Origin of the sequence: Nonomuraea sp. NPDC050547, assembly GCF_044457345.1 — a bacterium.
Taxonomy (GTDB): Bacteria; Actinomycetota; Actinomycetes; order Streptosporangiales; family Streptosporangiaceae; genus Nonomuraea.
On the sequence record NZ_JBITGW010000007.1, the window covers coordinates 127321 to 152853 of the forward strand.

A 25533-nucleotide genomic window follows, 5' to 3' on the forward strand; every position below is an offset into this window, starting at 1 on the left:
TTCACGCATTACGGAACATATCCCCCGAGCCACACCAGGTCCGGGTTACCGTCGGTCAGAGACCGTCGGGGGCCATGGAACGAGGCTAGGAGCTCATCTATGAAGGACGCCCTCGCGATCCACCGCTGGCTCCTCGCACACCAGGTCCATCATGAGATCGTACGCCTTCCGCGCCCCATGACATGCGCGGACGAGCTGCCCGAGACGATCTCCGCAGCCCCGTCCCGCTGCGTGGCCGTGACGATGTTCGAGGCGGTCACCAGGCTGGGCCGGGAGGCCGTCGCCGTCGTGTCCACCGTCGCCGCACCGCCCAGGCCTGGAGTGGTCGGGGGACTGCTCGGGGCCAGGAAAGTACACCCTGCCCCGGCCTTCGTGGTCAACGAGGTTACCGACTACGCCGCAGGCCTGGTCTGCCCGCTGCTGCTGCCGCCCACCCTCGCCGTCCTCATCGACGACCGCATCAAGCCCGATCATCAGTCCGTCTTCCTGGCCACGGGTGAACGCCACACGGCCCTCACCTTACGCGCGTACGACCTGCTGTCACTCATGTCTGGCAAGTCCATGGACCTTCGGGCGCCAAGGCCCAGAGGTTCCCGCCAGACGGTCGCGCTACGGCACTGAGCCCGTACCATTGCGGGCGTGCGCCGTACTCCACCCCGGACTGACGCGTGATCGGAAAGGCCACGCTTCTCGCAGTCCTCTCCGCCGCGTTGCTCGCCCCCGTGGTCGCGACAACGCCGGGTACGGCTGCCGCCATGACGGCCAAGCAGGAGCTGACCCTCACCGTCAAGGCGATCACCCCTGAGCTGCCGACCAAGCCCACCGACCAGATCAAGCTGTCGGGCACCTTCCGCAACGGCACGGGGACGCCGCTGACCGGCGTGCGCGTGCGGGTGCGCTACGGCTTCCAGCGCATGACCGACCGCGCCGCCATGAAGGCCTTCGCCGAGGACCAGGCCGCACAACTCCCTCAGGCGTCCAACTCGTCGTTCATGGATTTTCCGCTGGTCAACAACGGCGCCAACACCGACTGGACGCTCACCGTCACCCCCATGCAGCTCGGCATGAACGCCTTCGGCGTCTACCCGATCACGGTCGAGGTCGTCCCGGTCGCGGCGTCCTGGCAGCCGCTGGCCAAGGCCCACACCTTCCTCACCTACATGCCGCCGGCCACGCCCAAGCTGCCGCGCAACCGGCTGTCGGTGGCGCTGCCGATCGTCGACGCGCCGCACCGCTCCGACGACGTCACGTTCGTCGACGACAAGCTCGCCGCCGCGCTCAAGCCCGGCGGGCGCCTGGCCGACCTCGCCGCCCTCGCCAAGACGGCGCCGAAGAACGTCACCTGGTTCGTCGAGCCCGGCCTGCTCGACGACGTGCAGGCGATGGCCAAGGGCTACACGCTCAGAAACGGCAAGAAGCAGCCCGCCGACCCGGCCGCCGCGCCGTGGCTGGACTCCCTGCGCACCTCGCTGACCGGCGCGCCCGTGGTGGCGATCCCCTACGGCGACCCCGACGTGGCCGCCCTGGCCCACCAAGGTCTCGACAACGGCGTGAAAACGGCGATCGCGGCCGCCGACGTGGCCGCCGCCCGGCACTTCAAGCGCGACATCCCCACCACGGTCAACTGGCCGGTGGCGGGCAAGCTCGACGACGACGCCCTCGACCTGCTGTCGGTCGGCAAGGTCGGCACCGTGCTGCTCAACCCGGCCAACGTTCCGCCCCAGACGCCGGCCACGACCACGCTCGACGCGGCCACCACGCTCGACAGCGTCTCGGGGCCGGTCACCGCGCTCCTGCCGGACGAGGAGCTGAGCCGCATGTTCGAGCTCGACTCGGCCGCGGGGCGCACCGCCGTACTCAACAAGCAGCGTTTCATCGCCGAGACGGCGATGATCGCCGCCGAGCCGGGCCAGGTGAGGCCGAGGAACCTGGTCGTGGCGCCGTCGCGGCGCTGGGACCCGGACCCGGCGTTCGTCTCGGCGCTGCTCAAGACCGCGGCCCGGCTGCCGTGGCTGGCCTCCGGTGAGCTCGGCTCGATCAAGCCGGCCAAGGTGCAGACGCCGCGTACCGGACTGGTCTACACCGAGCAGGACCGCAAGGAAGAGCTCAGCGCGAAGTACCTCGAACCGGTCAAGGAGGCCGCCGCCGAGGCCGATCTGGCCACGCGGATCACCACCGACAAGCGCTCGGCCGGCTTCGAGAACGCCGTGCTCCGCCTGACCTCCTCCGCCTGGCGCAACAGCACGCGGGCCGGGCGCTCGGCCACCAAGCAGATCGACGCCGCGCTGGGCAAGCGGCTCGGCCTCATCACGATCAGCGGGGCCAGCCGCGACCAGCCGCGCACGCTGGCCGGCGTCGACGGCCAGGTGCCCATCAGTGTGCGCAACGGGCTGAGCACGTCCGTCACCTTGATGGTCGACGTGTCCTCCAACAACCGCGAGCTGCTGCAGATCGACTCCAAGTACGTCAAGAAACGCATGACGATAGGCAAGGGCGAGATCGGCACCGTCCCGGTGCCGATGACGGTCAAGACCAGCGGCGACGCGACCATCACCGTTCAGCTGGAGACGGCCGACGGCGTGGCGTACGGTGATCCCGTCAAGCTGACCATCAGGACCACCGGCTACACCGGCATCGCCCTCGTCATCGTGGGCGGCGCGTTGTCGGTCATGCTCGCCGCCGTGGTCACCCGCATCCTGCGGCGGCGCTCGCAGAAGCGTCCGGCGCGAGCGGCGCAGGCCCGGGAGAGTGAGAAGGTATGAGCCGCCTGATGAGGGCGAGCGCGATCATGGCCGCCGGCACGATGGTCTCGCGCGTCACCGGCTTCGTACGCACGATGGTGCTGGCGTCGGCGGTCGGCACCGCGCTGCTCGGCGACGCCTACAACGTCGCCTACGCCATCCCGTACTCCATCCTCGACCTGCTCCTGCTGGGCGTGCTGAGCAGCGTCATCGTGCCGATGATCGTGCAGGCGCAGCAGCGCGACGCCGACGGCGGCCGGGCCTTCGAGCAACGGCTGCTGACGCTGGCCACGCTCGCGCTCATCGTGGTGGCGGCGCTCGCGGTGCTCGCCGCCCCCCTGCTCATCGACCTCTACACCAACTGGCGGCCCGGATCGCGGCAGTACGAGGTAGCGGTCCTGCTGGCCCGGCTGATCCTGCCGCAGCTCGCCTTCTTCGGCCTCGGCGCGGTGGCCGGCGCCATCCTCAACACCCGCGACCGCTTCGCCGCCCCGATGTGGGCGCCGGTGCTCAACAACATCGTGGTCATCGGCGTGTTCCTCGCCTACTCCGGCGGCGACAACCTGGCGACCGTCAGCGACGGCCAGCTCGCGCTGCTCGGCCTGGGCACCACCGCCGGCATCGTCGCGCAGGCCACCGTCCTGGTCACCGCGCTCAAGCGGGCGCGCTTCCAGTTCCGTCCCCGCCTCGACGTGCGCAACGCCCGGCTCGGCGAGATGGCCAAGGCCGGTGGCTGGACGATCGGCTACGTCGTCATCACCCAGCTCGGCTTCATGCTGATCACCAATCTGGCCAGCGCCGCCGGCGACGCGGTGCCGAACCACGGCGTCAGCCCGTACACCTACGCCTTCCAGCTCTTCCAGCTGCCCTACGGCATCATCGGCGTCTCGGTGATCACCGCGATGCTGCCCAAGATGAGCCGCGCGGTCACCGACGGGCGCATGGACGACCTGCGGTCGGAGTTCGGCTCCGGGGTGCGGCTGATCTCGTGTGTGATGGTTCCGGCCTCGCTTCTGCTCATGGTGCTCGGTCCCGCGATCACCGTGCCGATCTACGCCCACGGCGAGACCGCCGTCGCCGACGCCGTCTACATCGGCAACGTCCTTCAGGTGTACGGCCTGGCCCTCATGCCCTTCGCCGTCTTCCAGCTCCTGCTCCGGGTCTTCTACAGCTTCGGCGACACCCGCACTCCGGTCTTCATCGGGGCCGGGACCACCGCCGCGGGCGCCGGGCTGATGCTGGTGGCCAACGCGCTGCTGCCTCCGGCCTACGTGGTCATGGGACTCGCGTTCGCCTACGCGTGCGCGTACGCGCTGGGCGCGGTGGTCGCCTGGATGATGGCCTCGCGGCGCGCGGCCGGGCTGGGCGGCTGGACCATCGGCACCGCGCTGACCCGCATGTATCTGGCCGCGATGCCCACCGCGGTGCTGGCGCTGGCCTCGGTCTGGGTCAGCCAGCAGGTCTTCGGCGAGCTCGCCTTCCTCAACTCGCTGATCATCCTGGCGGTCGGCGGCGGTCTCGGCGGGCTGCTCTATTTGGCCATTGCCCATAAGATGCGCATCCCCGAGGTCAACTCAATCGTTGGAATGGTCGCGGGACGGGTAGGCCGGTAAAGAACGCGGGCGTACACGGCGCGGCACTACGATGGTGCGGACACGCGCGAATGGCAGCAGGAGGGGCGTGGGCGGATCCACCCGACATAGCGTGCCTACGTGGGATTCCTCCACGAAGGTGTGTCGAGGCACGGACTCGCCCGATCGGCTGAGCGGAGAAGGTCAGTGAGCACGTCGGCGGTCGAACCGGGCACGCGCCTCGCTGAGCGTTTCCGGCTGGAGGACCGCGTGAGCGAGTCCGACGGTGCCACCTTGTGGAAAGCCATCGACGAGATCCTCGCCCGTCCCGTGGCCGTTCTGACCTTCGCCCCCGACTTCCCGCGTGTCCACGAGGTCGTCACCGCCGCCCGCGCCGCCAGCCGCCTCACCGATCCCCGGCTGACACAGGTCTTCGACGCCGCCCAGGACGACGACCACGCGTACGTCGTGAGCGAGTGGGTGACCGGCGAGTCGCTGTCGGACCTGCTGGCCGCCGGGCCGCTGGACCCGGAGCGCGCCGCCGGCCTGGTCGCCGAGGCGGCCGAGGCCCTGGCCCACGCGCACGAGGCCGACCTCTACCACCTCTGCCTGCGCCCCGCCCACCTGGTGTGGACCACCGGCAGCACGGTCAAGGTGCTGGGCGTGGCGGTCGACGCCGCGCTGGCCGGGCTCACCGCCGACCACCCGGCCCACGAGGACGCCGAGGGTCTCGGCCGGCTGCTGTACGCCGGTCTGACCGGGCACTGGCCGGGCGACGAGGACGAGGGCGGGCTGCCCGCCGCGCCCATGATCGACGGCCACTTCGCCACGCCCCGGCAGGTCACCGCGGGCCTGCCCGGCTACCTCGACATGATCACCGTCCGGGCGGTGCTGCCCGAGTCGCGCAAGGGCCATCCGGCGCTGACCACACCGGCCGAGGTCGCCGAGGAGTTGTCCGGCGTCCCGCGGCCCATGCCCATCTCCATCTCCTACGCCTCGCCCGCGCCGTCGGTCACCACGACCTCCCGCTCCGAGGGCCTCGACACGCGGCGCGAACCTCCGCCCCAGCAGACCGTGATCTCCAACCGCCCGCAGAACAGCGGCGGCAGCATGCTCAACCGGCTGCTGATGACCGTGGTCGTCCTCCTGGTCATCGCCGCCGTCGGCGTGGGCGCGTGGACGATCGGCCGCAGCCTCGGCAGCCCGTCGGCGCCCGAGGCGGGCGGCGGCGAGCCGAGCACGTCGAAGACGGCCGCGGCCGAGATCCAGCCGGTCAAGCCGGCCAAGGCCGACGGCTTCGACCCGCTCGGCGACGGCTCGGAGAAGCCGGACCGGGCCTCGGCGGCCATCGACGGCAAGCCCAGCACGTTCTGGAAGACCGAGAACTACAACGACGCCGACCTCGGCGGGCTCAAGGACGGCGTCGGCCTGCTGCTCGACATGGGCAAGCCGGTCCAGGTGAGCGACGTGGTGGCCACGCTGTCCGGGGCCTCGGGCGCCGACGTCGAGTTGAAGGTGGGCGACTCACGCGAGCTGGGTTCGCTGAAGACGGTGGCGCGTCACAAGGACGGCTCGGGAAAGATCACTCTGACGCCTGAGCAGCCCGCAAGCGGCCAGTACGTTTTGATCTGGTTTACGCGTCTTCCTGCGGACGATGGCGGGTTTCATGGCACCATCTATGACGTAGTAGTGCATTCTCCCGGATCAGCATAATCAGGAACCCCCTTGTGAACTCCCCACCCGAGACACCCTCAGGCGCAGAGCATTCCGATGCGGAGCTGCTCGCCGCGCACATCAACGGGGATCCACATGCGTTCAGCGAGATAGTCAAGAGGCACCGGGACCGCATGTGGGCGGTTGCCCTCCGCACCCTGGGCGACCCGGACGAAGCGGCCGACGCCGTCCAGGACGCCTTCGTCTCCGCATACCGCAAGGCCGCCACCTTCCGCGGCGAGGCCGCGGTCACCACCTGGCTCCACCGCATCGTGGTCAACGCGTGCCTCGACCGGATGCGCCGCAAGTCGGTCCGGCCGGTCGCCGACGACGAGCTCATCGAAGCCGCCGAACGTGACACACCGATGCCCGACCAGACCCTCGAACGTGAAGTTTCCATGGAGGTTTCGGCTGCTCTCAAACTCCTGCCCGCCGATCAGCGAGCTGCTCTTGTGCTGGTCGACATGATGGGCTATTCGGTCGAAGACGCAGCTCAAGTGCTCGAAGTCCCCAGCGGGACGGTGAAAAGCCGCTGTGCGCGGGGACGCGCGAAACTTGCCCCAATTCTTTCGCATCTGCGGAACCGTTCGGACCTCGGTCGCGTCTCATCCGCGAAGGGAGCAGAACTTCGTGACGGGTGATACGCACTACGACCTCGAGATCCTGGCCGAGCTGGCCGAGGGTCTTCTAGACGTCGGCACGGCGCGCCAAGTACGCGAACACCTCGCGGTGTGCACCCCCTGCGGGGCGCGACTCGCGGACTTGGCGGCGGTTCGCGAGGTGCTCGCGGCGACCCCAACACCGGCGATGCCGATGGGAGTCGCGCTACGCATCGACAAGGCGCTGGCGGCCGAGGCCTCCAGGGGCGGAGTCGGCCTGGCGGAAGCGCCCGACTGGGACGAGCTCATGCGGGACGCGCCGTGGGAAACGGCCGCCGAGACGCCGGTTCGCCTCGGGGTGGTCGCCGATGACGGCACGATCGTCCCTGCTCGGCCACGGGCCTCCCGACGGCGCCGGTGGGCTCTGCCCGCGGTCGCGTCGGCCGCTGCCGCTGTGGTGGTCGGCACCGCCGTACTGTCGAGTGGGATGCTCACGGCTTCGGGCGGGAACGGCGGTGGCGGCCTGCAGGCCGCTCAACCTTCTCCTCCTACGGCCACGCGCAACGAGGTCAAGAGCCGCGGCTACGCGCTGACCGACAGCAACCACAACTACAGTGACCAGGACCTGCGCCGGGAGATGGTCGGCTTCATGGGCAACGCCGAGGCACTGGGCGGCGGTGAGACGCCGACCGGCGTCTCCAAGTGCGTCAACCAGGTCTCCTCGCGCACGAAGCTCAAGCCGTTCGCGGTCGACCAGGGCCAGTACAACGGTCAGGAGGCGCTGATCGTCGCCTCCTGGAAGAACCAGCCGAAGAACAAGCTCAGGCTCGACGTTGTGGACCCGTTCAACTGCAAGAACCTTCGCAAGCCCACAGTCGGCCGCTGGTAAGCGAAACCCCACGTCAGAGCCCACTTCGGTGGGCTCTTTCGTTTTGTGGGCAGGGAAGGGAATCACGCGGGCCTAGGATCTGTTGACGCGACAGGCAACAGCAGACGAGGAAGGCGTGAGAGCGTTGAGCGACGTCCGTAACGTGATCATCATCGGGTCCGGCCCCGCTGGATACACCGCGGCCGTCTACTCCGCACGCGCCGAACTCAAGCCGCTGGTCTTCGAGGGGTCCGTCACCGCGGGCGGTGCGCTGATGAACACCACCGACGTGGAGAACTTCCCGGGCTTCCCGGACGGCATCATGGGCCCCGACCTCATGGACAACCTGCGCAAGCAGGCCGAGCGCTTCGGCGCTGAGTTGGTCGCCGACGACGTGATCGAGGTCGACCTCGAAGCCAACCCCAAGGTCATCAAGACCTACACCGATACGTACTACGCCAAGTCGGTCATCCTGGCGATGGGCTCCGGTTACCGCGAGCTCGGCCTGGAGAACGAGAAGCGGCTGTCCGGACGCGGCGTGTCGTGGTGCGCCACCTGTGACGGGTTCTTCTTCCGGCAGAAGGACATCGTGGTCGTCGGCGGCGGTGACACCGCCATGGAGGAGGCCACGTTCCTGACCCGGTTCGGGCGGATGGTCACGGTCGTCCACCGTCGTGACGAGCTGCGCGCCAGCAAGATCATGCAGGAGCGCGCGTTCGCCAACGACAAGATCCGCTTCATCTGGGACACCGAGGTCGTGGACGTTCTCGGCGCCGACAAGGTCGAGGCCGTCAAGCTGCGCAACGTCAAGACCGGCGAGGAGAGCGAGCTGGCGACCGACGCGCTGTTCCTCGCGATCGGCCACGACCCGCGCACCGACCTGGTCAAGGGCCAGATCGACCTCGACGAGGACGGTTACGTCCAGGTCTCCGCGCCGACGACCGAGACCAACGTCGACGGCGTCTTCGCCGCGGGCGACGTCGTCGACCACATCTACCGCCAGGCCATCACCGCGGCCGGCACCGGTTGCTCGGCGTCCCTGGACTCCGAGCGCTGGCTGGCCACCCACGAGAACTAAGGAGCGCAATCGTGAAGGCTGTAACCGACGCCACCTTCGAGGCCGAGGTCCTCAAGAGCGACAAGCCGGTGCTGGTCGACTTCTGGGCCGAGTGGTGCGGGCCTTGCCGTCAGGTCGCGCCCATCCTCGAGGAGATCGCCAAGGAGCACGGCGACAAGCTGGAGATCGTCAAGCTGAACATCGACGAGAACCCCGAGGTCCCGCGCAACTACGGCGTGCTGCAGATCCCGACCCTGAACGTCTACAAGGGTGGTGAGGTGGTCAAGCAGATCATCGGCGCCAAGCCCAAGGCGATGCTGATGCGCGAGCTCGAAGGCATCATCTAACCCCTTCCGCTGTACGGCGAAGGCCCATTCGTTGGCCGGGCCTTCGCCGAGCCCCCAGAACGCCCTCAGACGGGACGCAATGCTCTTTCCGGGCTCATTGACCCGAGGAGCCTCTCCAGCGCCACCTCGACGTCCTCACGCCACGAGACGGCCGTCTTGAGCTCCAGCCGCAGCCGCGGAAAGCGGAGATGCGGCCTCACCGTTTTGAAGCCGACCGAAAGCAGATACTCGGCGGGCACCACACAGCCCGGCTTCTCCCACTTCAGGTCGCCGAACGCCTCGATGGCCTTGACCCCGCGCCGGGTGAGGTCCTTGGCCACGCCCTGGATCAGCATGCGCCCCAGCCCGCCCCCGGAGAACTCCGGAATGATGTGGGCCGTCATCAGCAACACCGCGTCCGCGCTGACCGGCGAGGTGGGGAAGGCCACGGAGCGCGGGCTGTAGAGCGGCGGGCTGTAGAGCACGAACCCCGCCGGAACCCCGTCGACATAAAGAATCTTCCCGCAGCTGCCCCACTCCAGGAGCGTTCCGGAGATCCACGCTTCCTTCTCAAGCCCAGGGTCGCCCGCGTCGGCCGCGCGCTCCCCGCTGACCGGGTCAAGCTCCCAGAAAACACACCGCCGGCAACGGCGCGGCAGATCGTCGAGATTGTCCAGGGTGATGTTGACCAGCCGACGCGACAACTACGGCCCCAATCGTTGACCCGGAAAAACGCGCGAAATCCGCGTCCCCAGCTGGCATCGTAGCCCAGTGACGAAGCGGGGAGCGGGTGCACGGCGATCGTGGCCCGTCACGTACTCTGGTCTCTCGGCTCCATTTGACACCTAGGAGGTGGACCGTGACAGAAGAGACGGATCACGGTCAGACGCCCGCGACCCAAGGGTCGCGTATCGACGCCTACGTCGATCGGTACGCCGCGCGAGCTACCGGGATGGTCGCCTCCGAGATCCGAGCTCTTTTCGCCGTCGCATCGAGGCCCGAGGTGGTCTCGCTGGCCGGCGGCATGCCGTACGTCACGGCCCTCCCGCTCGACATGGTCGGCGAGCTGGTCTCCGATCTGGTCACCAGGCGTGGCCCGGTCGCGCTCCAGTACGGCTCCGGCCAGGGCGACCCGCATCTGCGCGAGCAGATCTGCGAGGTCATGCGCCTGGAGGGAATCGAGGCCGGTGCGGACGACGTGGTCGTCACGGTCGGTTCCCAGCAGGCCCTCGATCTGATCACCCGCATCTTCATCGACCCGGGTGACGTGGTGCTGGCCGAGGGACCCTCGTATGTGGGCGCTCTGGGGACATTCAGCGCGTACCAGGCGAAAGTCGTCCATATCACCATGGACGATCAGGGTCTCGTGCCCGAATCCCTGGCCCAGACCATCTACGCGCTGCAGGCCGCCGGCAACACGATCAAATTCCTCTACACGATCCCAACCTTCCACAACCCCGGCGGCGTCACACTCAACGCCGCCCGCCGCCAGCAGGTGCTCGACATCTGCCAGCGCGCCGGGGTACTGATCGTCGAGGACAACCCGTACGGACTGCTCGGCTTCGACGGCGAGCCCATGCGCGCCCTGCGTGCCGACAACCCCGACGGGGTCGTGTATCTGGGCTCGTTCTCCAAGACTCTGGCTCCGGGCTTTCGCGTGGGCTGGGCCCTGGCCCCGCACGCCATCCGCGACAAACTGGTCCTCGCCATGGAGTCGGCCGTGCTCTCCCACTCGTCCTTCACCCAGCTTGCCGTGGGCCAGTACCTGGCCACGCAGCCGTGGCGTGAGCAGATCAAGACGTTCAAGGAGCTCTATCGCGAACGCCGCGACGCCCTCCTGAACGCGCTGACCGACCTCATGCCCTCCGGCGTCACCTGGACCCGGCCCGCGGGCGGCTTCTTCGTCTGGGCCAGCCTTCCCGAAGGCCTCGACTCGAAGGCGATTCTGCCTCGGGCGGTGGCTGAGCGGGTGGCGTTCGTCCCCGGCACCGGCTTCTTCTCCGACGGCAGCGGCAGCCGTCAGATGCGTCTGTCGTACTGCTATCCGGAACCGGACCGGATCCGGGAAGGGGTGCGACGGCTGGCCGGCGTCATCGAAGACGAACTCCAGCTCCGCGACACCTTCGGCACCACCTCACCACCCGGCCACCCCGGAGTGGACACCCCGGGCCCGGACCTCGCCTGACCTCACCCGTTCCTCACCGGGGCCGAGCCACCCGTTTCCCGGTACCTCGGCCCCACCTTCTTTCTGCCCACCCACCTCAGCGCCGGCGCGCTCCCCCGCTTCCCCTCCCCTCGCCGTCGCCATCCTCCCTGCGCGCGTCCGTGCCAGCGCTCCGCGATGCTCCACCCCACCGCTTTCGTGAGCGCCTCTGCCTCAGCGCTCGCTGTCCCGTCGATTTGCTCGCTGCCCGCTCGTGCCCGCTCCTGGCGCCGCATCTCCCCGCCCTTCCCTGCCTCGGCGAGCCCTCGCGCGTGCTGCTGACACGAGATCGAGCCACCGAGCGTCAGAAATGAGCGGATGGCCCGCCGTCGCGAGGGAAACGAATGGCGGAGCCGAACCGGTACGGTTGGACGGCGTGCTTTTCGGCAGAGGGGAAAGAGATGGGCGAACTGGGTCACGTGCTCGTGCTGGCCGGTGGACTCTCCTATGAGCGGGAGGTGTCCCTGCGCTCCGGTCGCCGGGTGAGTGAGGTGCTGCGGGCGGCGGGTGTCGACGTCGAGACCCGTGACACCGATTCCTCCCTGGTGCCGACCGTGCTGGCGGACCGGCCGGACGCCGTGTTCGTCACCCTGCATGGCGGAGCCGGCGAGGACGGCGCGATCCGTTCTGTCCTGGAACTGCTGAACGTCCCCTACGTAGGCGCCGATCCTGACGCGTGCCGGGTGGCGTTCGACAAGCCGACGGCCAAAGCCGTGGTACGTTCCGTCGGCCTGCGCACCCCCGACTCCATCACGCTGCCCAAGGAGACCTTCCACGACCTGGGCGCCACCGTGGTCCTGGGACGCATCGTCGACCGCCTCGGCCTGCCCCTGTTCGTCAAGCCCGCGAGGGGCGGTTCCGCGCTGGGCGCCTCGATCGTGCGTACCGCCGAGGAACTGCCGGCGGCGATGGTCGGCTGCTTCGCCTACGGCGACACCGCGCTCATCGAGCGCTGCATCGAAGGCGTCGAGGTGGCCGTCTCAGTGGTGGACCTGGGCGACGGCCCGGTGGCGCTGCCCGCCGTGGAGATCGTCCCAGACGAAGGCGTCTACGACTACGCCGCCCGCTACACCGCCGGCCACACCGAGTTCTTCGCCCCGGCCCGCCTGTCAGAAGCGGCGGCCACCGCCTGCGCGAAGACCGCCGTCACCGCCCACACCGCCCTGGGCCTGCGCGACATCTCCCGCACCGACCTGATCGTCGACGCCACCGGCGCCCCCCACTTCCTCGAAGTGAACGTCGCCCCCGGCATGACCGAGACCTCCCTCCTCCCGATGGCCGTCGAATCCGCCGGCCGCGACCTCGGCACCCTATGCCGCGGCCTCCTGGAAATAGCCGCCACCCGCCACACCTCTTCCTGACCCTGGCACCCCACCTCCCCCTGCCCCCTACGATCCCCCTGACCCTCGCACCCCACCTCCCCCTGACCCTCGCACCCCACCTCCCCCTGATCCTCGCACTCCATCTCCCGCCGGGCCCCAACCCACCTCCCTTGACCTCGCACCCCACCTCTCCCGGGCAAACTTGCTCACCGCGCTCCCTCACCCCGCGCGACGCCTCCCCGGCATACTCGCCCTGTCCTCCTCTGCTCGCCCTTCTGCCCGCTCTCGCTCTCTCCTCCTTCCCCCCACTCAGCCCCAGCGACCGTAGCTAGGTGAATCCACGCGGACCTCCCCGGAGCGGTGAGAACAAGCGCCGCCCCCACGGCGCAGAGTGTCGACCTTCGCGCGCGGCTGCGCGTGCCGAGTTCACCAGGACCGTCTGAGTAGCCTTGCCGTGTGCTGATCGACACGACCTACCCCAAGAGTTTCGCCAGCGACAACCACGCGGGCGTCCACCCGGCCGTCCTGGAGGCGATGGCATCCGCCAACACGGGCGACGCCCCCGCCTACGGTGGCGACGACTGGACCTCCGCCTTCGAGCGTCAGATCAAACACATCTTCGGCGAGCAGGCGAACGGCTTCGCCGTGCTGAACGGAGCGGGCGCCAACCTGATCGGCCTGGCGCTGTCCCTGGGCCGATACGACAGCATCATCTGTCCTGAGAGCGCCCACATCGCCACCCACGAGACCGGCGCCGCCGAACGTCTCCTGGGCGTCAAGCTAACCCCCGCACCCACCGCCGACGGCAAGCTCCGCCCGAACGACATCACCGACCGCCTCCACGTACTCGGCGCCCACCACGAGGTCCAACCGACAGTCGTCTCCATCTCCCAGGTGACCGAACTGGGCACGTGCTACACCCCCGACGAAATCGCCGCCCTGGCCGAAGCCGCACACAGCGCGAACCTGCGCCTCCACGTAGACGGCGCCCGCCTGTCCAACGCGGCCGCCCACCTCGGCTGCGACCTTCGCACGATCACCACGGACGCCGGTGTGGACATCTTCAGCTTCGGCGGCACCAAGAACGGCGCGATGGCCGCCGAGGCGATCATCCTTCTCGACCCCTCACTGAACAACGCCGTCCCATACCTCCGAAGGCAGTCCCTGCAACTGGCCTCGAAGATGCGCTTCATCTCCGCCCAGCTAACCGCTCTCTTGACCGACGACCTCTGGCACCGGAACGCCACCCACGCGAACACTATGGCCCACCGCCTGGCCGACGGCGTAAGGGACCTCCCGGAGATCGGCATCGCCTTCCCCGTAGAGTCGAACGCCGTCTTCGCCACACTCCCCCGCGACGCCGTACGGACACTCAAGGAGCGCTTCCGCTTCGAGTACTGGGACGAGAACCTCAACCTCGTCCGCTGGATGACCGCCTTCGACACGACCCCAGATCACGTGGACGACTTCCTAGCAGCCATCCGCAAAGCCGTCGCCCGTTAATCCCCGGACAGCTCCCCAGCCACCGCGCCGCGCCCACCGCTCCCCGTTTCACGTGAAACAGCGCCGGTCCTCCACTCCATGTTTCACGTGAAACGACCCCCGCAATGCGCCAGTCACTCGCCCTGTTTCACGTGAAACCAAGCCCCAGCGCGGAGCCATGGCGGCCCTCTGGCGAGGTTCAGCCACAAGGGCATCGTAGGAACACCCTCGTCGGAATCGGCTCCCTCAGTGCCGGCCTCGCTCGTGGTTTCACGTGAAACAGCGCATCAACACAACGAGCTGCCTCCCGCAGACGCTCTCTGCATACGCGAGATAGCGGAGACCAAGACTCGCGATTCCTGTCAGGCGTCCATCGGTGACGGCACTCAGGCGGCGGCGAGATCCTCATGGCCGTCGACGCACGTAGCCGAACAGCGCGTCTAGCAGCGGCTAGCGCTGGTTCGGGGCAGCGCTGGTTCGGGGCAGCGCTGGTTCGGGGCAGCGCTGGTTCGGGGCAGCGCTGGTTCGGGGCAGCGCTGGTTCGGGGCAGCGCTGGTTCGCTGGTTCGCTGGTTCGCGGCAGCGCTCGTGGAGGCTGGGAGTTGTGAGTGGGCTGTTAGGACTCGTGGTCGCGGATGGCGCGAGCGGCTTCTGGTGCCATCGTGCCGATGATGCGCTCCAGGTCGTCGATCGTGGCGAACTCGACCACGATGCGCCCCTTCCGACGCCCCAGGTCGACCTTGACCTTGGTCTCGAAGTGGTCGGAGAGGCGGTCGGCCAGATGCGTCAGGCCGGGGGCGGTCGGCTTGTTGGGCTGGCGTTCGCGGGGAGCCTTGCCGGATCCCTTGGAGCCGCCCAGGGCGACGATCTCTTCGACCGCGCGGACCGACAGGAGCTCCGCCACGATTCGCTTGGCCAGCTGGATCTGCTCGTCGGCGCTGTCGAGGCCGAGAAGCGCGCGTGCGTGGCCCGCGCTGACCGTGCCGGCGGCGACCTTCAGCTGAACGTCCGGCGGGAGGTTCAGGAGGCGCAGGGTGTTGGTGATGTGGGAGCGGGAGCGGCCGACTTTCTGGGCCAGTTGTTCGTGCGTGGCCTGGAAGTCGTCCAGGAGCTGTTGGTAGGCGGCGGCCTCTTCGAGAGCGTTCAGCTGCTCGCGCTGAAGGTTCTCGATGAGGGCGTCACGGAGGAGCTCGTTGTCCTGGGTGTTCCGGACGATGGCGGGGACGAGCTCCAAACCGGCCAGCTTGGATGCGCGCCAGCGCCGTTCTCCCATGATCAGCTCGTAGCGGCCACCACCGACCGAACGGACCACGATCGGCTGGAGCAGTCCGACCTCTTTGATGGAGGCGGCCAGCTCTTCCAGACGTTCCTCGTCGAAGACCTCACGCGGCTGACGCGGGTTGCGGACGATGGCGGTAAGAGCGATCTCCTTGAAGTACGCGCCCGCGATCGGCCTCGGACCGGACTCCGGAGCCGTCCCGTTGTCGGCCGCCACAGCTCCGGTGCCGTCAACGATGGGACCGGTCGGGATCAGCGCCCCGAGCCCCTTGCCCAATCCCCGCCGCTGCTGACTCACTGCGTCTCCTCACCGTCCCGGCCGTTTCCGGTCACACCACGAGAGGTTACCGGTGCGAACGCCGCACGGTGTCCTGTCGCCACACGCGCTTCACCGCATTTACTCCCGAAGCCCCCAGATTTCCCTCCACCGCTCTCTTGTCCGCCCCTGCTCCTCCTTCCCACCCGCCTGCCCACCTCTTGCTCCCCCTCCACTGACGCTCGCGCCTTACTCGTGCCGGGCGTCCAGCATCTAGACGGCTGGTCGCCGTGCGCCTGTAGCCCCATGCGTCTCTACAGTCCCCTTCACGCATCTCATTCGCTCCCCTGCACCCACGGTTGCCCGTTTGCGCGTGTCGGCCCTCTGCATGCGCCTCGCGGTCTCCTGTGGGCGCTCTTGAGACAGCGAAGCCACCCATAGCGGAGTGAAGCGCACCCCTGGATAGGGCATGCACGACGGGCGAAGCGCGCATGACAGGACGAGCTGCGTGGCGGGGGGTCGCCGTGGGTGAGTGGACACCGGCTCCCGAAGAGCGGCGAGCGTCAGGGCGGCCGCAGGGTGGGCAGTGCGCGACTGGAAGCGACCACGGAGTGGGAGGTGCCGGGGGGTGAAAGCGATCACGGGTTGGGGGTGCGGGGATGGGACGCGTGGTGGGGGTGCGCCGGGTGCGACTGCGGGCGGAGGTGCAGTGGCTGATGGGGTGACGGCGTGGCGGGGCCGCGGGGGTGGGGTGACGGCGTGGCGGGGCGTGGGGTGGCGGGTTCGCGAGGCTCGCGGGTGGGGGGTGCGGGCGTGGGGCGAAGGCGGGGCTTGGGGGTTTAGACCTTGCTGGCGCGGTAGGCGATCTCGCGGCTGGCGTCCATGTAGGCCATCGCGCCGCTGGAGCCCGGGTCGTACGTCATGACGGACTGGCCATAGCTGGGCGCCTCGGACAGTCGGACGCTGCGCGGGATGACGGTGTTGAGGACCGTTTCGCCGAAGTGGGCGCGGACCTCGTCCGCCACCTGTGAAGCCAGGCGGGTGCGGCCGTCGTACATCGTCAGCAGGATGGTGGAGAGGTTGAGCGTCGGGTTGAGGTGGGCCTTGATGAGGTCGACGTTGCGGAGCAACTGGCCGAGGCCCTCCAGGGCGTAGTACTCGCACTGGATCGGGATCATCACCTCGTCCGCCGCCACGAGCGCGTTGACGGTCAGGAGGCCGAGCGACGGCGGGCAGTCGATGATGATGTAGTCGAACTCGAGGGCGTCGTACGCGGCCAGTGCGCGGCGGAGGCGGGCCTCGCGGGCGACGAGTGAGACGAGTTCGATCTCGGCGCCGGCGAGGTCGATGGTGGCGGGGGCGCAGTATAGGCCGGGCATTTCCGGCACTTCCTTGACGATGTCCGCCATCGGGAGGTCGTCCACCAGGACCTGGTACACGTCGGGGATGTCGCCTCGGTGTTCGGTGGCCAGGGCCGTGGAGGCGTTGCCCTGGGGGTCGAGGTCGACGACGAGGACGCGCTGGCCGTTCATCGAAAGGGCGGCGGCGATGTTGACCGATGTGGTCGTTTTGCCGACTCCGCCCTTCTGGTTGGCCACGGCGATCACGCGGGTTTTGGACGGTCTTGGCCAGGCGCCTCGGGCATCGCCGGGCGCCTCACCCGCGGCGGGGGCCGATTGGACAGCAGATGTTTCACGTGAAACCACTGAGCTGAGCGCCTCTCGTACCAACGGCGAATCACCGGGGTTAAGGGGGGTCTGGGTCACGATGGCCATCCTTTCAACCAGAGGCACGGTCGTGTCGGGAATTCGCTGTCGCGACACGCCCATTTTGGGCCAACCAACCCCCGCTGGGCTGTCCGAAGAAGGGACGGCGGGCCAGCCAAGGCCACATGCGGCCACTGGCACAACGGTCACCTCCTTCGTCGACGCCTACCACGTTCCGGCGTACGACCTGCTACCACCCGAACCAATGTTGCAGGCGGCTCGACCTTACCGTGCCCAACGGTCACAAGCTCAGCCGTTCGGGCCCCGCTCGCCTGCAACTGCGCGTTGGCTTCGGCAAGCTCCTCGGCCGCGCGCTCCCCCTTCATGGCAATGAGCTCGCCGCCTTCACGAAGAAGCGGCATCGCCCACTTCAAGAGCCGATCAAGCGGCGCCACCGCCCGCGCGCTCGCCACGTCGAACTCCCGCTTGCCGGCCAGCTCCTCCGCCCGCCCGCGCAAGACCTCGACGTTGTCCAGCTTGAGCGCCTCGACGCTCTCCTCCAGGAAGACGGTACGGCGCAGCAGCGGCTCCAGCAGCGTCACCCGGATGTCCGGCCGCACGATAGCCAGCACCAAACCGGGCAATCCCGCCCCCGACCCGATGTCCACCAACCTGACATCCTCCGGTACGGCTTCCGCCACCACCGCGCAGTTCAGCAGGTGCCGATCCCAGATCCGCGGCACCTCCCGCGGACCGAGCAGCCCACGCACCACACCGGGCCCGGCCAGAATCTCGGCGAAAGCACTCGCCCGATCCCATGCCTCTCCGGTGAAGACTTCCCGTGCGATGTCGGGCGGAGCCGGTAGCTCTTCGCTCACTGGTTGGTGGCCCTTCCAATAACGCCGATGTCGATGGATACAAGGCTAGGGGTCACAGAGGGGTGCGACGTCGCGGACAGCCCAGCACCACCCGGCGTTCTCACCTCCCCGCCCCCGGGCTCCCGTCGGGAGCCACGGGATCACGAGGGTGTGGGGCGCTGGGGATCGTGGTTGCGGGACCGGGCCGCATGCAGCTAGCCGAGGTGGCGGGCACCGCGCCGAGCGCGGGTGCCGACTCGGCGGGTGACGAGTGGTGAGGGCGGCCGGTGCCGAGCGCCAGATGACGAGTGGGGCGGGTGACCGAGTGGGGCGGGTGACCAAGTGAGGCGGGCGCCGGGTGCTGGGCCGAGGAGCGGTGGCAGGCCGAGGAACTGGTGCTGGGGTCAGGTCGCGGGTGGAGGTCCGGGTGCCAAGTCGCGGGTGACGGGTGGCGGGGGTCACCGCTCGGGGGGGTATGGCGTGGCGGCGCCGTACCCCAGAGATGGCGGTGTTGTGCCTGAGAGAAGGCGGTGCCGTACCCCAGAGAAGGCGGTGCCGTATCCGCAAGAAGGAGGTCGGGCAAGGGAAAGGCCGTCGTGTCCACGGCGGGACAGACGGCCTTTAAGGGTGGAAACCGGTTAAACGGGTAGAACCACTACGAAACGCAGCGGCTCCTCCCCCTCGGACTCGCTGCGCAGCCCGGCCGCCGCCACCGCGTCATGCACGATCTTCCGCTCGAACGGCGTCATAGGCTGCAGCGACTTAGGCTCGCCATTCCGCTTGACCTGGGCCGCGATCTCGTTGCCAAGCTTGCTGAGCTCCGCCCGGCGCTTCTCGCGGTACCCGGCGACGTCCAGCATCAGCCGCGACCGCTCCCCCGTCTGCCGATGCACCGCCAGCCGGGTCAGCTCCTGCAGGGCCTCCAGGACCTCTCCCCCGGGCCCGACCAAGTCATCGCCCTTGACCCCGACGACGGAGACGAGTGCGCGGTCGCCCTCGACGTCCATGTCGATGTCGCCGTCGATGTCGGCGATGTCCAGCAGCCCCTCGACATAGTCGGCGGCGATCTCGCCCTCCTGCTCCAGGGCGTTGATGTCGGGTGCCGCCTTCTCCTGCTCAGCCTCGGTCATGGCGAGCGTCTCCTTTATGATCAAGACTTCTTGCTGCCGGTGCGCTTGCTGCGAGACTGCCGGCTGGGCTGGTTCCGCACGATCTTAGGCTGCTCGGGCTCCGGTTCGGGAGCCTCCTCCACGGGAGGGGTCTTCCGGAACCTGGCGAGCAGTCCGGGCTTGGCCTTCTCGGGGATCACGTTGCCCTTGGCATCGAACTGCGGCATCGGGTGCCGGCTGTAGAACCAGTGCTGCTGACCGAGCGTCCACAGGTTGGTGGTGACCCAGTAGAGGATCAGACCGAGGGGGAAGTTCAGGCTGAAGAAGGCGAACAGCGGCGAGATGTACATCAGGATCTTCTGCTGCTGCGCCATGGGGTTGTCCGGCATCTGCTGCATGGAGCGGGTGACGCTCTGCCGGACGGTGAGGAAGGTGGTCAGCGAGCTGACCGCGACGAAGACGCCGATGATGACCTTGCTCGTGACAGCCTGGGCGGAGAAGAAGGTCTCCGAGATGCCGGCGCTGAAGATGTGCGCCTGCTTGGCGCTGTCGACGACGGCCTGGGTCATGCCGTACTTGGTCGCCGTGCCGTTGGCGATCGCCTGAAGCACCGTGAACATCGAGATGAAGATCGGGAACTGGGCCACGATCGGCAGACAGCCGCCGAGGGGGTTGGCGCCCGCTCCCTGGTACAGCGCCATGACTTCCTGGTTCATGCGCTGCTTGTCGTTCTTGTAGCGCTTGCGCAGCTCCTGCACCTTCGGCGCGAGCTCCTGCATCTTCTTCGACGAGCGCATCTGCTTGAGGAAGAGCGGGAAGATCAGGATCCGCATGATGACGGTGAGCGTGATGATGGTCAGCGCCCAGTTCAAGCCGCTTGCGGGGTTGATGAAGGTGCTGTAAGCCTGGTGAATCCAGGTGATGACTTGCGCGATGGCTGTGTACAGCCAGTTCAGCCAGGCGAAATCCACCGAGCTAGCTCCCTTGCGTTTCGTGTGACCGGACCGGGCGTGGAGGGACCGGATCCAGTCCTCCGGGGTTGAACGGATGACAACGCCCGATGCGCCGGACGGTCAGCCAGATGCCCCGAAGAGCACCATGTACGGCTATCGCCTCGAGTCCATAGGCACTGCATGAGGGGTAGAAACGGCAGCGCGGACCCAGCATCGGGCTGATGAAGGCCCGATAGAACCGGATCGGGGCGATGAGAACCCGGGCCGGGAGGCTCGGCTCGCCCTGCGGCTGCTCCGTCATCTGTGTCCATCCGTCGCGGACTCGCGCCTCTTCAGCAGACGATTCAGCGCGGTGTCGAGTTCTCCGGCGAGAACCTCGCTTGGCGCTGACGCCGCCGGTGGGTTGGCGCGTATCACCAGCAGGCTACCTCGCGGAAGGCGGTCGAGACGCTCGCGCATCAGGTGTCGAAGGCGGCGCTTGACCCTGTTGCGCACGACAGCCCCGCCGACCGCACGACTGACCACGAAACCCACCAGAGGTTCTTCTTCACCAGAAACCCTCAGATGAGCCACCAAAGTGGGGCGACCGGCACGCTGGCCGCGCTTGACCGCAGCGGCGAAATCCTCGCCCCGCCGCATCCGGGAGCTTGGGGATAGCACTGAAGACGCCTATCGCCCGCCGGCGAAGGTCACCGGCGGGCGGACGAATCGGGCGCAGCGAGCCGTCAGGCCGACAGCTTCTCGCGGCCCTTGCGACGCCGGGCGGCAAGGATGGCGCGGCCGGCGCGCGTACGCATGCGCAGCCGGAAGCCGTGGGTCTTCGCGCGGCGGCGGTTGTTCGGCTGGAAAGTACGCTTGCTCACGGGTGGGCTCCAGGCTTGATGATGCGCCCGAGCTGGGCGCCTAACACTCATGGACGGGCCCGCCACGGGCATGCAGAAGCGCCGTCGTGTGGCAAGCCGACCGTCGTACGTTACGGGTCATGTATGGCCCAGGTCAAACCAGCACCGGTTATCCACGTATCCACAAGTGGGTTTTCCACCGCCTCGGCCACGTCCACAGTATGTGCACCGAGGTACCACTAGGCTGTGGACAACGTCTTGAACACAGCTGTGCACATCGATACTGTCGGCCCTTCTAGGCCCGCCGTGAGCCTGTGCACAGCTTGTGGATCACTTGTGGAGACTGTGCGGACAACACACGGCCACCCTGTTGTGGACGGTGAGGCTGATCACCGAGCGAGCGGCCATCGTGTGTGGATAAACGATCGCGGGGGGCCGCGACAGGGAGGAGCAGCCGGACTATGGACCTCGGCGGCGTATGGGCGAAGGCACTGGACAACTTCCTCAACGAGAGCGTGCCGGTCCAGCAGCGAACCTGGCTGTCCATGGTCCGGCCGATCGCCCTGGCGGACGACACGATCGTGCTCGGTGTGCCCAATGACTTCCTGAAGGACCTCATCGAGGGCAAGTTGCGGCCGCTGGTGGCCCACGCGCTGTCGCAGGAGCTCGGCCGGGCGATGCGGCTGGCGGTGATGATCGACACCACGGCGCCGGCACGGCCGGTGCCCGAGGCTCATCCCCAGCCTGTGACTCAGAGTTATCCCCAGAGTGTGGATCACTTTCCACAGCCTCCGCAAACCCCGAGTTACCAGGTCTCGGAGCCGCCCCAGTTCTATTCCCCACAGCCTGAGGCACAGCCGGTATCCACCGATTATCCACAGCGCCAGTTCGGTTATGAACAGGAGAAGGCACCGGAGCCGGCCCAGCCCCGTTGGGAAGCGAAAAGCAGCAAACCCAGCGAACCGGCCAGACTCAATCAGAAGTACACCTTTGAGACATTTGTTATCGGCGCCAGCAACCGGTTCGCCCACGCGGCCGCCGTGGCGGTGGCCGAGTCTCCGGCCAAGGCGTACAACCCGCTGTTCATCTACGGCGACTCGGGCCTGGGGAAAACCCACCTTCTCCACGCCATCGGGCATTACGCGCAATCCCTGTACGACGGCGCGCGGGTCAGATACGTGAGCTCCGAGGAGTTCACCAACGACTTCATCAACAGCATCCGCGACCACAAGGCCGACGGGTTCCGCAGCCGCTACCGCGCGATCGACATCCTGCTCGTGGACGACATCCAGTTCTTGGAGGGCAAGGAGCAGACGCAGGAGGAGTTCTTCCACACCTTCAACACGCTCCACAACGCCAACAAGCAGATCGTCATCTCCAGCGACCGGGCGCCCAAGCAGCTGATCACCCTGGAGGACCGGCTGCGCAACCGGTTCGAGTGGGGCCTGATCACCGACGTCCAGCCGCCCGAGCTGGAGACCCGCATCGCGATCCTCAGGAAGAAGGCCATCCAGGAGGGCCTGGCCGCGCCGCCCGAGGTGCTCGAGTACATCGCCAGCCGGATCTCCACCAACATCCGTGAGCTGGAGGGCGCGCTGATCCGGGTCACGGCGTTCGCCAGCCTCAACCGGCAGGGTGTGGATCTCCAGCTGGCCGAGGTGGTGCTCAAGGACCTCATCACCTCGGAGTCCGGCCCCGAGATCACGATCGCCAACATCATGGCCAAGACCGCCGAGTACTTCGGCATCAGCATCGACGACCTCTGCGGAAGCTCGCGCAGCCGCGCGCTCGTCAACGCCAGGCAGATCGCGATGTACCTCGCCCGCGAGCTGACGGACCTGAGCCTGCCGAAGATCGGGCAGCAGTTCGGCGGCCGCGACCACACCACGGTCATGCACGCCGAGCGCAAGATTCGCTCGCTCATCGCGGAGCGCAGGTCGATGTACAACCAGGTCAACGAGCTGACAATGCGTATAAAGCAGACGTCGCACGGGTCCTAGTCGTCATGCACACCCTGTGGATAACACTGTGGATCAGCGGAAACTCCCGGAGAGCCGGGGTTCGCCGCCGGAATGAACGTGAAAAGTCCGACAGATGCCTGGGGATAAATCTGGGGACATCCTGCGGACAACTTGGGGACTACCGGTGGACGACTTGGGGACAGCCTGTGCACAGTGGTTTCAGGGGTCACCTGGAGCTCCGTTTACCCCGTGGATAACCGGTGGAAACCCAGTGGATAACCCGTGGATGAACACCCTGTGATCTGGGGACGGCCTGTGGGGAACGACCGTTCATCCCCAGGCTCGCGAGTTACCCCCAGGCGTCACCCACACGGGCAGTGGATGAAAATCGGGCCGCTGAGCTGCGGAAACTCGGGTTGTCCACAGTATCCACCGCCCCTAGTGCGATGACCTCTTATCTCTCTTACAAAGAAACTCAAGACCCATAGAGGGGTTCCGCCCGTCCAGAGGTGCGGGAGAGTGAACACTTGAATCAGCGACGAAACCAGGAGGTTGATCACCGTGATGTTCCGAATCGAGCGAGACGTCCTCGCTGAGGCGGTGGCATGGACGGCACGCAGCCTCCCGGCGCGACCGTCGGTGCCCGTCCTGGCCGGCATGCGCCTGGAGGTCACCGGGGAGCAGAAGCTCAAGCTGTCCGGCTTCGACTACGAGGTCTCCGCGGAGGTGACGCTCGAACTACAGACCGGTGAAGCGGGCGTCGTCCTGGTGAGCGGCAAGCTGCTCGCCGAGATCACCCGCGCCCTTCCCGCACAGCCTGTGGACTTCGTGGTGGATGGCGCGAAGGCCGTGGTCACGTGCGGCAGCGCGCGCTTCACCCTGTTGACCATGCCGGTGGAGGACTACCCGTCCCTGCCGACGATGCCGCCGGCCGCGGGCCGGGTGGGCAGCGACGTGTTCGCCTCGGCCGTCGGCCAGGTCGCCGTCGCAGCCGGGCGCGACGACACGCTGCCCATGCTCACGGGCGTGCGCATGGAGATCGAGGGCGACACCGTGACCCTCGCGGCCACCGACCGCTACCGCCTCGCCGTACGCGAGCTGAGGTGGCAGCCGGGGCAGCCGGACTTCGCGGCGATCGCGATGATCCCCGGCAAGACGCTCGCCGACACGGCCAAGGCTCTCGGTTCCACCGGCGCCGAGGTGGAGATCGCGCTAAGCTCGGCCGGCGGCACCGGCGAGGGCATGATCGGGTTCTCCAGCGCCGGGCGCAGGACCACGACGCGGCTGCTCGACCCCGAGTTCCCCAAGTACCGCTCCCTGCTGCCGACGGAGTTCGCGGCCAAGGCCGAGTTGTCCACAGGCCCGTTCGTCGAGGCGGTCAAGCGCGTGGCCCTGGTGGCCGAGCGCAACACCCCGGTGCGTATGGCGTTCAGGGAGGGCGAGGTCGTGCTGGAGGCGGGCAGCGGCGACGAGGCGCAGGCCGTGGAGGTCCTTCCCGTGGACTACGAGGGCGAGGAGATGAACATCGCCTTCAACCACCAGTTCCTGCTCGAAGGACTCGGCGCCATCGACTCCGACGTGGCCAGGCTCCAGATGACCACGTCCACCAAGCCCGCTATCCTCACCGGCGGCAAGCCTGTGGATGGCGATGCGGCGCCCGACTACCGATACCTGATCATGCCCATCCGCTTGTCGAGCTGAAATGATGGAAGCCTGACAAGGGGGATTCAACCAATGCAGATCGGCATGGTCGGACTCGGCAAGATGGGCGGCAACATGGCCGAGCGGCTCCGCCGCGGTGGCCACGACGTGGTCGGCTACGACCGCGACCCGTCCGTCAGCGACGCGGGGAGCCTCAAGGAGCTCGTCGAGCGGCTGCAGGCGCCGCGCGTGGTGTGGGTCATGGTGCCCGCGGGCGCGCCCACCCAGCAGACCGTCGACGAGCTGGGCGAACTGCTGGCCGAGGGCGACATCGTCGTCGACGGCGGGAATTCACACTATGTGGATGACCAGAAGCACGCCGAGGAGCTGGCCAAGCGCGGCGTCGGCTTCGTCGACTGCGGCGTGAGCGGCGGCGTCTGGGGGCTGCAGAACGGTTACGCCCTCATGTGCGGCGGTGAGAAGTCCCATGTGGACAAGGTCATGCCGATCTTCGAGACGCTCAAGCCGGAGGGCGAGGACGGCTTCGTCCACGCCGGCGAGGTGGGCGCGGGTCATTTCGCCAAGATGGTCCACAACGGCATCGAGTACGGCATGATGCAGGCCTTCGCCGAGGGCTGGGAGCTGCTGGAGGCTTCCGACGTCGTCAAGGACGTGCGCGGCAGCTTCAGCAGCTGGCGCACCGGCACCGTCATCCGCTCGTGGCTGCTCGACCTGATGGTCCGCGCGCTCGACGACGACGAGCACCTGGACGAGCTCAAGGGTTATGCACAGGACTCCGGCGAGGGCCGGTGGACGGTGCAGGCTGCTGTGGACCACGCCGTGCCGCTGCCGGTGATCACCGCCGCGCTGTACGCCCGCTTCGCCTCCCGCCAGGACGACTCTCCGGCGATGAAGGTCGTGGCGGCCCTCCGCAACCAGTTCGGCGGCCACGCGGTCACCGGGACAGCGGGCTCGGACGAAAAGGGAGCGGACTCCCCCGGCGCCGATGTCAAGCCGCCCAAGGAAGCCGGTTAGGTTTTCCACAGGCG

The 25533-nt window shown here is 67.9% G+C and carries 23 protein-coding genes; 14 read left to right on the forward strand and 9 right to left on the reverse strand.

From position 1 onward, the window contains the following. Positions 1-99: 99 nt before the first annotated feature. The 8 genes from ACIBHY_RS19035 to trxA all read left to right on the forward strand — a co-directional run bounded on the left by ACIBHY_RS19035 (position 100) and on the right by trxA (position 8896). A complete protein-coding gene (locus ACIBHY_RS19035; RefSeq protein ID WP_379613066.1) occupies positions 100-621 on the forward strand; it encodes an aminoacyl-tRNA deacylase in 522 nt (173 codons plus the stop codon). Positions 622-668: 47 nt separating this feature from the next. After that, positions 669-2762, forward strand: coding sequence for a DUF6049 family protein (locus ACIBHY_RS19040; protein ID WP_397307326.1), 2094 nt, complete (start codon positions 669-671; stop codon positions 2760-2762). Next, the gene (gene murJ, locus ACIBHY_RS19045) at positions 2759-4354 is read left to right on the forward strand and encodes a murein biosynthesis integral membrane protein MurJ (protein WP_397307327.1); all 1596 of its coding nucleotides are present in this window, start codon (positions 2759-2761) and stop codon (positions 4352-4354) included. Before ACIBHY_RS19040 ends, murJ begins: the two co-directional genes overlap by 4 nt. A gap of 228 nt (positions 4355-4582) precedes the next feature. After that, positions 4583-6025: a protein kinase family protein gene (locus ACIBHY_RS19050; protein ID WP_397257532.1), complete on the forward strand. Its 1443-nt coding sequence runs from the start codon at positions 4583-4585 to the stop codon at positions 6023-6025. 14 nt (positions 6026-6039) lie between these two features. Then, positions 6040-6666 carry an RNA polymerase sigma factor SigM gene (gene sigM / locus ACIBHY_RS19055; RefSeq protein WP_397257429.1) on the forward strand — a complete coding sequence of 209 codons (627 nt, stop codon included), beginning with the start codon at positions 6040-6042 and terminating at the stop codon, positions 6664-6666. After that, the gene (locus ACIBHY_RS19060; RefSeq protein ID WP_397257534.1) at positions 6656-7513 is read left to right on the forward strand and encodes an anti-sigma factor family protein; all 858 of its coding nucleotides are present in this window, start codon (positions 6656-6658) and stop codon (positions 7511-7513) included. The genes sigM and ACIBHY_RS19060 overlap by 11 nt, the downstream gene beginning before the upstream one ends. A 124-nt stretch (positions 7514-7637) precedes the next feature. Next, positions 7638-8570, forward strand: a complete 933-nt coding sequence (gene trxB, locus ACIBHY_RS19065; RefSeq protein WP_397257536.1) for a thioredoxin-disulfide reductase — start codon at positions 7638-7640, stop codon at positions 8568-8570. Between the two features lie 11 nt (positions 8571-8581). Then, the gene (trxA, locus tag ACIBHY_RS19070; protein ID WP_184959129.1) at positions 8582-8896 is read left to right on the forward strand and encodes a thioredoxin; all 315 of its coding nucleotides are present in this window, start codon (positions 8582-8584) and stop codon (positions 8894-8896) included. A 65-nt stretch (positions 8897-8961) separates the two neighbouring features. On the opposite strand, the gene ACIBHY_RS19075 is transcribed toward trxA, so the two are convergent. Beyond that, complete coding sequence (locus ACIBHY_RS19075) at positions 8962-9579, reverse strand: GNAT family N-acetyltransferase (RefSeq protein ID WP_379613058.1); 618 nt, start codon at positions 9577-9579, stop codon at positions 8962-8964. A gap of 248 nt (positions 9580-9827) precedes the next feature. On the opposite strand from ACIBHY_RS19075, the gene ACIBHY_RS19080 reads away from it, so the two are divergent. The 3 genes from ACIBHY_RS19080 to ACIBHY_RS19090 all read left to right on the forward strand — a co-directional run bounded on the left by ACIBHY_RS19080 (position 9828) and on the right by ACIBHY_RS19090 (position 13903). Further along, complete coding sequence (locus ACIBHY_RS19080) at positions 9828-11060, forward strand: PLP-dependent aminotransferase family protein (RefSeq protein ID WP_397257569.1); 1233 nt, start codon at positions 9828-9830, stop codon at positions 11058-11060. A gap of 419 nt (positions 11061-11479) precedes the next feature. Next, positions 11480-12439, forward strand: a complete 960-nt coding sequence (locus ACIBHY_RS19085; RefSeq protein WP_397257538.1) for a D-alanine--D-alanine ligase — start codon at positions 11480-11482, stop codon at positions 12437-12439. A gap of 417 nt (positions 12440-12856) precedes the next feature. Beyond that, a complete protein-coding gene (locus ACIBHY_RS19090) occupies positions 12857-13903 on the forward strand; it encodes a threonine aldolase family protein (protein WP_397307328.1) in 1047 nt (348 codons plus the stop codon). Positions 13904-14497: 594 nt separating this feature from the next. Here the strand turns inward: ACIBHY_RS19090 and ACIBHY_RS19095 are convergent. From ACIBHY_RS19095 to rpmH, 8 genes are all read right to left on the reverse strand, one after another. Then, on the reverse strand, positions 14498-15457 hold the full coding sequence (locus ACIBHY_RS19095; RefSeq protein ID WP_397307329.1) for a ParB/RepB/Spo0J family partition protein: 960 nt from the start codon (positions 15455-15457) through the stop codon (positions 14498-14500). 797 nt (positions 15458-16254) lie between these two features. Further along, complete coding sequence (locus ACIBHY_RS19100; protein ID WP_379613251.1) at positions 16255-17190, reverse strand: ParA family protein; 936 nt, start codon at positions 17188-17190, stop codon at positions 16255-16257. A gap of 137 nt (positions 17191-17327) precedes the next feature. Continuing rightward, positions 17328-17999, reverse strand: coding sequence for a 16S rRNA (guanine(527)-N(7))-methyltransferase RsmG (gene rsmG, locus ACIBHY_RS19105; protein ID WP_379613054.1), 672 nt, complete (start codon positions 17997-17999; stop codon positions 17328-17330). Positions 18000-18616: 617 nt separating this feature from the next. Continuing rightward, a complete protein-coding gene (locus ACIBHY_RS19110) occupies positions 18617-19108 on the reverse strand; it encodes a protein jag (protein ID WP_379613053.1) in 492 nt (163 codons plus the stop codon). Between the two features lie 20 nt (positions 19109-19128). Further along, positions 19129-20058, reverse strand: a complete 930-nt coding sequence (gene yidC, locus ACIBHY_RS19115; RefSeq protein ID WP_184959120.1) for a membrane protein insertase YidC — start codon at positions 20056-20058, stop codon at positions 19129-19131. Positions 20059-20062: 4 nt separating this feature from the next. Then, a complete protein-coding gene (yidD, locus tag ACIBHY_RS19120; protein WP_184959119.1) occupies positions 20063-20341 on the reverse strand; it encodes a membrane protein insertion efficiency factor YidD in 279 nt (92 codons plus the stop codon). Beyond that, the gene (gene rnpA, locus ACIBHY_RS19125) at positions 20338-20700 is read right to left on the reverse strand and encodes a ribonuclease P protein component (protein ID WP_184959118.1); all 363 of its coding nucleotides are present in this window, start codon (positions 20698-20700) and stop codon (positions 20338-20340) included. The genes yidD and rnpA overlap by 4 nt, the downstream gene beginning before the upstream one ends. Before the next feature lie 65 nt (positions 20701-20765). Continuing rightward, positions 20766-20903, reverse strand: a complete 138-nt coding sequence (rpmH, locus tag ACIBHY_RS19130) for a 50S ribosomal protein L34 (RefSeq protein WP_043614899.1) — start codon at positions 20901-20903, stop codon at positions 20766-20768. A 440-nt stretch (positions 20904-21343) separates the two neighbouring features. Here rpmH and dnaA point away from each other — a divergent pair, with 440 nt between their 5' ends. From dnaA to gnd, 3 genes are all read left to right on the forward strand, one after another. After that, the gene (gene dnaA / locus ACIBHY_RS19135) at positions 21344-22882 is read left to right on the forward strand and encodes a chromosomal replication initiator protein DnaA (protein WP_184959117.1); all 1539 of its coding nucleotides are present in this window, start codon (positions 21344-21346) and stop codon (positions 22880-22882) included. A gap of 522 nt (positions 22883-23404) precedes the next feature. Beyond that, a complete protein-coding gene (gene dnaN / locus ACIBHY_RS19140) occupies positions 23405-24544 on the forward strand; it encodes a DNA polymerase III subunit beta (protein ID WP_397106275.1) in 1140 nt (379 codons plus the stop codon). 12 nt (positions 24545-24556) lie between these two features. Next, on the forward strand, positions 24557-25519 hold the full coding sequence (gene gnd, locus ACIBHY_RS19145) for a phosphogluconate dehydrogenase (NAD(+)-dependent, decarboxylating) (protein ID WP_397257571.1): 963 nt from the start codon (positions 24557-24559) through the stop codon (positions 25517-25519). Positions 25520-25533: the final 14 nt, after the last annotated feature.